Below are 11276 nucleotides of genomic sequence, written 5' to 3'. Positions count from 1 at the left end.
CGGGGCTTTGCAGTATGAGTTGGTAGCTAAAGAGGCTGTTGATGTCTTCTCGCCCCTCTAGGCTGATGGCTTGCAGGCTTGTGCTGGTTTGGGCTTCTAAGGCTGCGCAGCTAACTGTGAGGATGCGCTGCGCACTCACGAGGTTGGATAAAGAGGTGGCTAGGCTGCTGGAGGAGGCTGAGGTTGTCATGGCTTAACTCCGTTTTAGTTCTGGGCGTTAGTTCAGGTCATCTTGATCCCAGGCTTGCAGTAGCTCTGGGGGGATGAGGGTGGCGACTTCGCTAAAGCGTTTGCCCCACATGCGCTGGGCTTGTTTGAGCAAGACGGCGACGGGGCTGCTGGGTTCGTTGTGCTCTATCCATTGGCGCACTTGGATAAGCATGGCGCGGATTTGTTCGCGTTGGTCTGCGGTGCTCAGTACTGGGAGCTGTGTGGCCTGCGAGGCGCTGTAGTGCTGCCCTAGTGGGGCATTGCTTGCGCTGGAGCTTGAACTGAACGTGGCGTGTGGGGTGGCGTCTGGGCCGGCCAAGGCGATGAGCTTTTCTGTGGGGATGGGGGCTTGGTCAAACTCTTGCTGATCTGGGTGAGCGGTGTGGGGGTTGCTGTTATGGGTGTTGCTTGCCACATCGAGGGCGCTCAGGGCCGCAAAGAGTTTGAGCAGGGGCTGCAGGTTGGGGGCGTCGTCGCCCCATTGATGGGATTGGCTGGATTGGTTAGGGCTTCCGTGGACGACCCAGTGGGCCAGGGCTTTGGCGCTGTGGGCCGCTTGCAGCATGCTGTGCACGGTGGAGTCGCCTTTGGCGTGCAGGGCTTGGAGCTGGCGGTTGACGGCCTCTGGCTCGGGGCTGTAGGGCGGGCGGGGAATGGCGTGGGCGCGCTCTATGTCGCGCATGGTGAGCCGAAAGGCGGTGCTGCTGGAGACGACGGTTTCGCGGATGTCACCCAGCAGGCCTTCGGGGTCGCACAGGGCGGCCAAGGCGTTGGCGCGCACGGCGGGGTCGAAGTAGCCGTCTATGCTGAGCTGGGGGTGGATGTGCTCGGGCCAGGCTTGCAAGGTGGCCAAGAGGGTGCCCAAGCCGTAGGCCAGACCGCTGGCTCCGGCGACGCGGGTGCGGGCGCGGGTGAGCCAGATGAGCAGGCTGATGTCGGTGCTTTTAAGGAGCAAGCGGCGGCAGTCGCGCTCGATGTCGGTCCAGTCGGGGCCTTCGGGTTTGGTGGCAAATTGGCCGTATTGCACCTCGGCTTTGGGTTGCAGGCGCGCTTGCAGAACGGCGTATTCGGGGTCGTACTCCAGGCTTGCGCCGCAGGGTGCTTCCAGGCTGATGGCGGGCAGCGGTGGGTATTCTGCCGGCTGCTCTGGTGAGGGGCGGGTATGTTTGCTCATAGGGTTTTGAGGTGGGTGCTCTTGAGGTGCGTGCTGGCGTACATCTCGGGCTCTAGCACCATGCCGCTGATGGGCTGGGCTTGGCCCGGTGTTTGGGTGCCCAACCAGCTAGACCAGCCCAACTGGGTGTTGCCACCCAGTGTGCTGGCGGGGGCGGCGCTGCGTTCGATGAGCAGTTCGACTTCCCAGACGTATTCAAAGCCGATGAAGGAGCGCACCAGTTCAATGAGGGGGCCCAGGTCACACTGGGTGGTGCCGGTGTGGGGGTTGGTAGCGCCTTGGGGCGTGAGGCGCAGGTAGCCGTTCAAGTCCAGCGGGCCGATGATGAGGCGAAAGCGGGTTTGGCGGTCGGGGATGACTTCCCCGATTAAAGCGCCCTGCCCTAGCACGCTGGATTGGCGGGTTTGGCCGAGCTGGCACAGGTCTTGGGGCTCTATGGGCATCCACTGCAAGCAAAACTCTTGCATGCGCACGGGCACGCCAAAGTAGTGCGAGAGGGTGCGGATGAGTCCTTCGGGGTTGCGTGGGGCGCGCACGCGGTGGGCGACGCTGGCCCAGCGGGCGTGGGGGGCCAAGGGACTGTTTTGCGCCAGTTGGGGGTCGTCTGCCCCCAAGCGGGCGATGTAGGGGGTGAAGGTTTCTTGGTCTGGGCGATCCAGTCCGGCAGTGCTTTGGCTTTGCGCCCAAGCGCGGTAGATGTGGGTGAAGGCGCGGTGGTGGAAGAGGTCCAGAAAGTTGGCTAGGGTGTTGTCGCGCTTGGCCTCGACGCGCTCGCGCACGAGTTCGGTGACGTGGATGGGCAGTGCGCCATTGGGGCCCAGTGCGCCCAAGCCAAAGAGCTTGATGCGGGTGGGCTGATCTGGCGCAGCTTGCTGCACGCTGGCAATCTCGCGCACGGCGAAGGTGAGGCTGGCCTGCTGCCCCAAGCGATAGGGCTCTTGCTGGGGGCGCTGGGCCGTGCCCACGCGCGGCAGTGTGCGGTACCAAGCGCCAAAGCGGCGCATGAGGGGCACAAAGCCATAGGTCCACGGGCGGCGCTGCGCGTCTTGCAGTGTTTCGCGCATCAAATGACTCCCCGGCTGCCCATGCGCACGGGCCACTGCTCTACCCGCCCGCGCTGCATGGACTGCAGCTGGGTTTGGGTAAAGACGTTGATGCTGACGTGGCGGGCCAAGTAGTTCTCTAGCACCAAGCCAAACAGGTAGGGACTGGTGCCGCTGAAGCAGTCTTCATCGACGGTGAGGTCGCACTGCACACCGCGGCCATAGACCAGTGGCCCAGTGCCGGGCAAGCGGCGGGTGACGGGGGTGGTGTGGCTGCCAATGAGCCCGTCGATTTGTTTGTTGGCTATCAAATCCTCTTGCCCCACAAACAGGCGCAGCATGTCGCGCAGGGCTTGCGCGCCTTGGCGCACATCAAGCTCGTGCAGGGGCAGGTAGTTGAAGTTGAGTTGGCGGATCAAGCGCCATGCCATTTCGCCGTCAGCCAGCGGGGCTTTGGGGGCCGATGGGGGGCGAATGAGGCCGATGGCGGAAATGGGCAGGGAGTCTGCCGCGTTCAGGTCGGTGCGGCCGTTGCGGGGAATGAGGCGTGGCAGGTCGCGGTTGGTCAGCAGGGCTTTGACGCTGAGGTGGCGCAGGGCTTCGCTGTAGGGGGCGTCGTGCTGGTCTACCAAGCTGACGAACACTTCGGTGCCGACGTAGGAGGTGCGGGTGCCGTATTTGCGGGCGCTGTCAGAGACCAAGCGGGGTTCGCGGCGCAGGCTGAAGTAGCGGCCATGGTTGCCTTCGTCTTGGTTGAGGCTTTGGTAGAGCGGGCGGAACTCCAGGTTTTGGGTGCTGTCGGTCTTTTGCGCGCTCATACCCAAGACGCTGAACACTTCCAAATCCATGGGGCGCGAGCGGTCAGGCACCAAATGGAATTCGCTCTGCTGGGTGTTGAGCTCGATGCGGTCGGTGCGCTGCTCAAACAGGTTGATGATGGGGGTGCAGAACAGGGCGAATTGGTCTTTGTCCACCAAACCGCTCAGGCGCTGGGTGTCGCGCTGGAGCAGGACGATGATTTCTGCCTCTTGCCCTTGGATGCGGGACAAGCCGGGGGCCAGGTTTTGCAGGGCGAAGAAGTAAAAACGGCTGGGGCATGAGAAGTACTCGTGCAGCAGGTTGTGGCCGTGCCAGGTGTTCCACGGCAGGGGCAGCAGGCTTTGCGTGGGCTCCAAGCCTTCGTGCACCAGCGCTTGGTGGCTGACGACGTGCGGGTGTTCGGCCATGTGGTCGGGCACGCCGGTGAGGGTGGCCACTGCGCCTGCGTGCAACAGCTCATAGAGGTGGGAGGCGGTTTGCTCGTCGCCACTGAGGTAAATGGGCAAGCGATCCAGACCCGTGAGGTCACAGAAGTTGAGCGCGCCTTTGACGCGCAAGCGCAAACGCAGGCTGCCAACGATTTGCACGGTGGGCGGCACGTAGCGATCCAGCGTGGGAATGTCCGGTGGTATGCCAGCGAGCTTGGCGCTGACGATTTCGATGGGCCACAGGGTCACGTCTTGGCTGGAGCGGAACTCGCAGGCGGTGCTCTCCCCTGCTGGTACTTGGGCGTAAAACGCACTGCCGCGTGGCACCACAAAGCCGCTGCTCAAGTCGCCCTCGCTGGCACTGGGATGCAGCTGCGCCACGGCCATGGAGGGTGTGGGCGCAACGTAGTTGGGGTAGACGACTTCGAGCAGGCGCTGGGTAAAGCGGGGGAACTCGGCATCGAGCTTGGTGCGCATGCGCGCGGACATGAAGCAGAACGATTCGATGAGCCGCTCTACATAGGGGTCGTGTACCTCCACACCATGCATGCCCAAACGGCGGGCAATCTTGGGGTGCATTTGGGCAAACTCGCCTGCCGCTTCGCGCATGTAGGTGAGTTCTTGGTTGTAGTAGTTCAGTAGCTGGGGATCCATGGCGTGATGTGGTACGGGTGTGGGTGCGGATGTGGTGTGGGGGATGTGTCTGGCTCAGTACCCTCAGTAACCTTTGGGGATGACGTAGCTGCGCTCGTTGTTGGTGCCAGCAGCACCTGCTGCACCTGTCCAAGGCCCACGGTACTTGTAGCGGCCGTTGCCTTGGTCGCTGGCCACTTCAATGCAGGTGCGCTGCTCGGGGCCGCACTTTTCTAGCTGGATGCGGCCACCTTTTTTCTCCAGAAAAGTTACGGTGGCTTGCATGCGCGCTAGCTCTTGGCTAAAGGCCTGCTTTTGCGCCAAAAGCTCTGCCTGCTGGCGTTGCAGTTCGGCTTGCTGGGTTTTGATTTGCTGCACCCCCACCACTGCCACGGCGATGGTGGCCGCAATACCGAGGCTGGCCAATGCCGTCCATTGCCAGGCGTAGCGGTAGCCGGCTTTTTTGATGCGAGACTCCACATCGATAGCGGTTTGCAGCAGCGTGCCAAAGCGCTCGATGACGGGGGACGTGGCATTGCCCAGCGCTTGGGATGCCGCATCGGTGGTCACGCCCAGCACGCGCTCCATGGATTGCTGGATGGCTTTGTGCGCGGCTTTCTCCACAGCGGGTATGGCATCGGCCATGGCGCGGTGCAAGCTGTCCGATATCTCTGCCGAGCTGGCCACGGTTTTGAGCAAGGCCAAGCGCTCTTTGACAAACGCCTCGCGCTCGGCGCTAAAGCAGGCAATCGCATCCTCTACAGCATGCTGGTTGTCTTGCGCCAGCTCAAACAGTTGGCGCAGGTTTTTTTCGTATTGGGCGATGGGGTCGGCGGTGGTGGCCATGTTCATAGTTCCTAGTAGTGGGGCGTGGTGCAGGGATTCAGGTCTCAGACTTCCAGAACCACACCACGGCATTGCCTGCTTTGTCTTGAGCGGTAAAGGGCAGCTTCTCGCCCAGAGCCAAAGTAAGGCTGCGTTTGTCTAGCAAGGCGGTGGTTTGCCATACGCCTGCGCGGGGGACGGGTTGGCCGGGTTGGGCGCTGAGGGTGGTTTGGGGTGCAGCGCTGGCTGTGGGCAATTGACCTTTGGAGCGAGCGAAATCCACCAGATCCTTGGGGTAGGTAAGGTGATCTCTAAAGGCACTGTCGTCTATGCCTTTGATAAAGCACAGTGCCGCCAGCTCAAAACACCAGTAACCGGTGTAGCCACCTTCACCGGAGTCATCTACATCTTTGTGTGTGCCGTGGAATGGTTGGCCTTCATTGGCGGCAAACCAGTCTTCTACCGCTTGACCCATGAGGGCGCTGCGTTCTTTGGGATCTTCGCTGTCGATGGCGTTCAGAGCATCGGTGTAGGGTGTGGCGTGGTACCACGTATCGGCATATGGACGCTCTGGCAAGTATGGAGAGACCAACTCTTCATAGACAGCATCGCTACCCTTGAACCCAAGCACCATGGCATCAATACGAGGCAGCAGGTCTTCGCGGCGTAGCAGCACTGCCAGCCCAGCTAGGTGCACTGCTTTGTTGTAGTCCACACGGTAGGCGAAACCAAATATGGAGCCTTTTCCTTCGGGGCCAATCACTCCGACGGCTTTTGCATAGTCTTCCCAAGCGGCAACTACTTCATCCAGTTCGGTGCGCAATTGCTCAATGGGCTCGCCTGCGGTGTAGCGCAGGTGCAGGAGGTCGGTTAGGGCGTTTGCGATAGCGTTATAGCCATCCTTTTTATCCTGTAACGCCTCTGAAGAAGTAACGCCACGTACCTCATCCAATACGCTCTTGAAATATGGAATGCTTCTTTCCCGCTTGATCTTCTGAAACTGCGAGCTATACGCCTCCGTGATAAACGGCTGCCTGCGGCGTTCAATAAATGGGACTTGATTCGCGTTGCTCATTTTTTTCTCCGTCCTGAATTCGTGGGGGCTTGGTTGGGCGCTACCTGACTCTGCGGTTGCGGGGCTTCCGTAAACGCATTGGTGAAGTTATCGATACCCGCCTTGTGCGCGGGGTGATGGCCTTCCACAACTGCTCGCTGCTCCTCAAGCGCCTTATTCAGCTCATCTTTGTGCGCCTTGCCGTCGCCTTTGGAAGTAACCACTTGAATTACGTGGCGGGTATATTTGTTTTGGAACATAAGTGCATCTTTATGCCCTCCTAAATCCAGCCTCTTCTCTACCCGATCCTTGATCCACTTGTGACTCATCTTGGGCACTTCACGCTCCAGTTCAGGCTTGCTAAGCCCATGTGCCTGCCCAGTCTTGGCGCTGTTCTTTTCTGCCTTTTTAAACTCCGACACCTTCTTACGGTGCGCAGCCTTCTTATCAGCATCCTGCGCTGACTCGCGCACCAGCAAGCTCTTCATGCCCTGCTCGCTCAAACCTATATCGCGCGTTTTGTACTCCGCTACTGCATAGGGCTTCACTTGCCCCGTACGCCAGATGGCATCTATGCCCACACCACGCGCTTTGATCTCCACATCGAGCACGCTCATCTTTGCGCGATCGGTCAGCTTGGCTTTGCTCGCATGGCCTTTGTCGTGGTTGCTCTTGCCACCCAGTGCGTTACCCCAGCCCAATTCATGGTCGCAGTAGTAGTCGGCTACGTGCTCGCCAATGCTTTCTTGCTTTTGGTTGTGCGGTAAGTTGACGATGGCTATCTCTGCCGCGTTGAGCGTGCCGTTGAGCACTTTGGCTGGGTTGGCTTTGCCTTGGCTGCCTACTTCGCTCTTTTTGTTGCCCACTTGCGCTGGTGGGGCGCTTTTAGCCTCATGCACTGGCGCAGTGTTGTGTTTGGCTGCTGTGCTTTTGGGATTCACTTTGAGCCATGTTTGCACCTTGCGCTCCACGATGCCCACCACCATGGGCAAGCTTTGGGCGGCCATGTCTATACCAATCATGACGGCTTGCTGCATGTGCGGGTCACAGCGTTTGTACACGCTGGAGTGGGCTATGTCGGATTTCACGCCGTTGATGATTTCGCGAATCTTGCCCTGGCTGATGCTGTCCATCAAAAACTGGTGGGGATCAACCTTGTAGCCTGCTGCGTACAGGGCTTGGCGAACGGCATCAAGCAAGAGAGGAGCGTACTTTTTAGGGTTCTTGTTGATGGTCTTTAGCGTGTGCTTGATGCCGTCGCCCGGGCCGGGTATCCAGCCAATGGCGGCCAATGCCAAATCAAAATACACCTCTTCTTTGGCTTCTTGGCTGGCGTTGCTTGATGTGTACAAGTCGTAGGCAGCATGCAGCGTGTCGTAAATATCGATGGCTTGCCCCAAAAAGGGCACCATTCCCAGTGCTACGGACGTAGCTATGTCGCCCAAAAAGTCTTGCAGTTCTGCAGTTTCAGTCATGGTTACGCCCCGTCATTTGTGCCAGCAGTTGGTCAATGTTTTGCCCATCAGATGCATGCAGCCCTAGCTTTTGAAGGTCGGCACGGATTTGCTCATCGGTGGCTGGTTTGCCGAAGCTAGGGGTTTCAGGTGCTTGGGTTTTGGTGGTCTCGCCGTAATAAATCTGGGCTACACCATTGGGCACGTTTTGCAGGGTGGCTTTGCCATGCTCATTGAGCTTGCCTTCACGGACTTCACCGTTGGCAAAAACTACGCGATAGCTTGCTCCCGCTACGCCACTCATGTCGGGGTAGTGGTAGAACAAGTCCATGGTTTTTTTCATGCTGATTTCTTCTAGTTCAGCATGCGGCAATTCAGGCATCACCACCGCCGCACTCTTGCCCACGGTTTGGATGCCTTGCGTAGCCGCCTTCACATCCCACTGCCCCGCAGTGCCGTGGGTGATGCCGCTGGCGCTCAGCGTGGTGAAGCTGCCACCGGCTTTGATGCGCAGTTCTTCTTGCGCGGTAAAGGTGATGGTGTCTGCGCTTTGGGTGACGCGCAGCTTGGCCAGCACGTGCAGGCTTTTGCTCAAAGCTTGGGCGTCTATGTTGGTAGCGGCGCTGATGAGTTTGATGCCGGTGTTGTAGGAGAACATGCGCACGGCATCTTTGGCACTCACTAACCAACTCTTAGCCGTAGCCACACTCACATGGCCACCAGCGGTGATGGCATGGTGCTCATTACTGTGCTGGTGTGTGCTGCCACCGCTTTTGCGTTTGCTCCCATTTTGATAGCTGCATGAGCTTGATACATAAGCTGTACAGGCTGATTTGGCATAAACCGCATTGCCCACAAACGAGCTTGCACGCACGCACCAGCACCCCGCTGTGGCACGTTGGTGCACAGGCTGCCGAGTGAAATGATTCAAGCGATGACGCCCCATATCCCTGCCTAGTCCTTCTTGAGCGCCAGAATTTCTGGGTCTTGGTACTGCGTGTCTATTTCTAGGCCCTTGGCGCGGGCTTGGGCTTCGGCTTTGACCCGTGCTTCGTGCTCCGACTTAAGTCCTTGCACCCATAGCTCCTTCCAGCGAGGACGCTCTTCTTCTGTAAAAAGTGAGCGGTATGCCACTTCATCCGTTTTAAGCGTCATCGACATCAAATAAGCACCGGGCCGTTGTGGATCCATTCGGTCGCTATCACGGTGCATAGACAACTCCATATAAACCCCATTGGCTTGCAACTGCCATGAGGCGGAGTTCTCCAAAGCCATCCACTCTTCGAGCGTTGGCGTATAGCGCACATCCAAACTATTCGTTTTCATTCGAAAACTGCTGCGGCCTTTGATGCGGGCCTCACCAAAGTAGTAATGCTGCTTCCACCCCGCTTCTTGCAAGCGATTAAGCAAGGCCATGACTTGCAGGCGCGCTTCGTTGTGGGGGATCAAATCGCTAGCGGTTACACCGAAGTTAATGTCCAAAACTGATACGCCCTCCTTGGGGTAATCAACATCCTCTGTACCCATTACGCTTAAAGCAGCATCCAAGACAAAGCCATTGACGCCATGCTGGACAACGACTTTGCCGGGAAAGGTTGTCGGCCAGTCCAAATCGTAAAAATTCAGCCCTGCAGGCTGCTTGTTAATGCGCGTGTCCTCGCGCCCCAACGCTGCCACAAATTCTTGGCCGCTTAAACCGAGTTGAATACTGACTTCTTGCTTCATGGTGTGTTGTCCTGCTGTAGATGTCGCCTCTGGCTGCGCGCGCGTGCAGGCACTGCAGGCCAGCACAACTGCCAAAGTGGCTAAAAAACGGGTAATGCGGTGATGGAGCATGCGCGTTAAGGCATAAAGGGTGGGATGGGCTTAGGGGCCGGGTCATTCATGCTGACCCAGCTAGCCATGGTGCTGATTTCCGCTTCCATGTATGCCGCTTTGGTTTGCATAAGACCATGAAATTTTTTCGCGGCTGCTGTAATCCAGTTAAATCGACTCTTGAAGTCTTCCAAAACCGTGTCTTGCGGTGCTACCGACTTGAGTTCGGGGTTGTCTGTGGTGCAAGCGGCAGCAAACACCAGCTCTAGCGTGGGTGATGCCCAGTTGATCCAGGCCTTGCGCTGCTGGCGCAGCCACCATGCAAAAGTCTCGTCTTCATAAATCAAAGGCTGCAGCACGATTTTTTGCTCGTGCTCTGCGATGGCGAGCAGATGGGCCAATTGAGCATCTCTGCGATTTTTCACATCTTGCCTTGATCCATTGATTGGAGTTTTTTCAATCTCCCGCACCTTCACAAACGCCTCATGGATGTGTTTGTTGGTTTTCAGGCCACCTATCTTGGGCAAGGCTTGTGCCGCCCATGGCATGGCTTGGGTTGCCTTGATGAGTTCGGGCACCAAGTTGGTATCGCTGCGGGTGCCTTCGTATTGGCTCAGGCAATCGGGGGCGTTAGCGTGCATCCAGTGCCATGGGGCAATGTCATAGAACAACCACATATTGCCTTTGCCCAAACCATTAGCTACTTGGTCTATGCCCGGTGGCATGCTGCCCACGCGCACATCCTCTAACGAACATGCCACGGTTTTGGCAGCAAAGGCGGCCAGTGCCATCCAATAGAAGCGCCCTTTTTTGTTGGCCTGCCCACCCTCTTCTTTTTCCAGATAAAACCGGGCATAGGTAGCGCTGATGCGGCGTGCACGCACGTTGTATTCGGCCAGTAAGTGTTTTTTGCCCGTTACGGCTTCCGGTACACCCCACATATTCAGTGTGTAAGACTGGGTGGAGGACAGTCGCACGTAGGCGAACTCCTGTGCCTCAGACCACATTTCTTTGTCGGTATAGCGAATACAAACTTTGTTGGATTCTTGGGTGTTGGTGATACCTGTTGCTGAATCTGCCATGGTGTTCTCGCTGTTGATTAGCTTTGGCTGTCTGTATCCGCACTGGTCTGCCCCTTGACCGGGGGAACTTCAAACTCTGCCCACACACGCTTGACTTGCAGTGGGGTTGAGCTTTTTGAGTAGATCGTGGGCATCTGTCCATCCGCACCTGTCACCCCAACATGTCCGCCATTGGCTGAGACCAGCTCGTAAGGGCGATTGGCTAGTGCGCCGCCTGTGGGGCTTTGCCATTCAAACTGCACGCTGTGCAAATCGCTGTGCGGCAGACCTGCGACGTTGACGCCCATGCCTTTAGGCCCCTCGATGCCTTGCGTAGCCGCTTTCACATCCCACTGCCCCGCAGTGCCGTGGGTGATGCCGCTGGCGCTCAGCGTGGTGAAGCTGCCACCGGCTTTGATGCGCAGTTCTTCTTGCGCGGTAAAGGTGATGGTGTCTGCGCTTTGGGTGACGCGCAGCTTGGCCAGCACGTGCAGGCTTTTGCTCAAAGCTTGGGCGTCTATGTTGGTAGCGGCGCTGATGAGTTTGATGCCGGTGTTGTAGGAGAACATGCGCACGGCATCTTTGGCACTCACTAACCAACTCTTAGCCGTAGCCACACTCACATGGCCACCAGCGGTGATGGCATGGTGCTCATTACTGTGCTGGTGCGTGCTGCCTGTGGTCGTGCTCTCAATGCCCGCAGGACTGGCCAGTACCAAGTGGGGTTCAGATAGTTCTGGGTGTTTGCTATTGTTGGTGC

11 protein-coding genes are annotated in these 11276 nt (G+C 58.2%); all 11 read right to left on the bottom strand.

All coding sequences use genetic code 11. The features are described 5' to 3' along the window. On the bottom strand, nt 1-190 hold a 190-nt coding region (locus KIK84_RS16210; RefSeq protein WP_214124164.1), incomplete at its 3' end, for a hypothetical protein. A gap of 27 nt (nt 191-217) precedes the next feature. Then, nucleotides 218-1384 (bottom strand): type VI secretion system protein TssA, encoded by a 1167-nt coding sequence (locus KIK84_RS16205; RefSeq protein ID WP_214124163.1) that lies wholly within the window; start codon nt 1382-1384, stop codon nt 218-220. Then, nucleotides 1381-2448, bottom strand: coding sequence for a type VI secretion system baseplate subunit TssG (gene tssG, locus KIK84_RS16200; RefSeq protein WP_214124162.1), 1068 nt, complete (start codon nt 2446-2448; stop codon nt 1381-1383). Before tssG ends, KIK84_RS16205 begins: the two co-directional genes overlap by 4 nt. Further along, nucleotides 2448-4328, bottom strand: a complete 1881-nt coding sequence (tssF, locus tag KIK84_RS16195) for a type VI secretion system baseplate subunit TssF (RefSeq protein WP_214124161.1) — start codon at nt 4326-4328, stop codon at nt 2448-2450. Before tssF ends, tssG begins: the two co-directional genes overlap by 1 nt. A 63-nt stretch (nt 4329-4391) precedes the next feature. After that, on the bottom strand, nt 4392-5153 hold the full coding sequence (locus tag KIK84_RS16190; protein ID WP_214124160.1) for a hypothetical protein: 762 nt from the start codon (nt 5151-5153) through the stop codon (nt 4392-4394). A gap of 37 nt (nt 5154-5190) precedes the next feature. Further along, the gene (locus KIK84_RS16185; protein WP_214124159.1) at nt 5191-6207 is read right to left on the bottom strand and encodes a PoNe immunity protein domain-containing protein; all 1017 of its coding nucleotides are present in this window, start codon (nt 6205-6207) and stop codon (nt 5191-5193) included. Continuing rightward, nucleotides 6204-7661 (bottom strand): hypothetical protein, encoded by a 1458-nt coding sequence (locus KIK84_RS16180; protein WP_214124158.1) that lies wholly within the window; start codon nt 7659-7661, stop codon nt 6204-6206. Before KIK84_RS16180 ends, KIK84_RS16185 begins: the two co-directional genes overlap by 4 nt. Continuing rightward, entirely contained in the window at nt 7654-8370 is a 717-nt protein-coding gene (locus KIK84_RS16175) for a DUF2345 domain-containing protein (RefSeq protein ID WP_349815948.1), read from the bottom strand. Before KIK84_RS16175 ends, KIK84_RS16180 begins: the two co-directional genes overlap by 8 nt. Before the next feature lie 224 nt (nt 8371-8594). Then, the gene (locus KIK84_RS16170; protein WP_214124156.1) at nt 8595-9365 is read right to left on the bottom strand and encodes a hypothetical protein; all 771 of its coding nucleotides are present in this window, start codon (nt 9363-9365) and stop codon (nt 8595-8597) included. 116 nt (nt 9366-9481) lie between these two features. After that, nucleotides 9482-10537, bottom strand: a complete 1056-nt coding sequence (locus KIK84_RS16165; protein WP_250208053.1) for a DUF2515 family protein — start codon at nt 10535-10537, stop codon at nt 9482-9484. A 17-nt stretch (nt 10538-10554) separates the two neighbouring features. Then, a partial coding sequence (locus KIK84_RS16160) for a DUF2345 domain-containing protein (RefSeq protein ID WP_214124155.1) occupies nt 10555-11276 on the bottom strand: 722 nt, incomplete at its 5' end.

Source organism: Curvibacter sp. CHRR-16 (assembly GCF_018474005.1).
Lineage (GTDB): Bacteria > Pseudomonadota > Gammaproteobacteria > Burkholderiales > Burkholderiaceae_C > Allorhodoferax.
Note: the sequence above shows the minus strand (reverse complement) of the source record. Positions and strands in the feature narration are given on the sequence as shown.

Excerpts from the sequence above, each read along its gene's own strand:
- KIK84_RS16205 (WP_214124163.1), bottom strand. The coding sequence starts at position 1,384 with ATGAGCAAACATACCCGCCCCTCACCAGAGCAGCCGGCAGAATACCCA.
- tssG (WP_214124162.1), bottom strand. The coding sequence starts at position 2,448 with ATGCGCGAAACACTGCAAGACGCGCAGCGCCGCCCGTGGACCTATGGC.
- tssF (WP_214124161.1), bottom strand. The coding sequence starts at position 4,328 with ATGGATCCCCAGCTACTGAACTACTACAACCAAGAACTCACCTACATG.
- KIK84_RS16190 (WP_214124160.1), bottom strand. The coding sequence starts at position 5,153 with ATGGCCACCACCGCCGACCCCATCGCCCAATACGAAAAAAACCTGCGC.
- KIK84_RS16185 (WP_214124159.1), bottom strand. The coding sequence starts at position 6,207 with ATGAGCAACGCGAATCAAGTCCCATTTATTGAACGCCGCAGGCAGCCG.
- KIK84_RS16180 (WP_214124158.1), bottom strand. The coding sequence starts at position 7,661 with ATGACTGAAACTGCAGAACTGCAAGACTTTTTGGGCGACATAGCTACG.
- KIK84_RS16170 (WP_214124156.1), bottom strand. The coding sequence starts at position 9,365 with ATGAAGCAAGAAGTCAGTATTCAACTCGGTTTAAGCGGCCAAGAATTT.
- KIK84_RS16165 (WP_250208053.1), bottom strand. The coding sequence starts at position 10,537 with ATGGCAGATTCAGCAACAGGTATCACCAACACCCAAGAATCCAACAAA.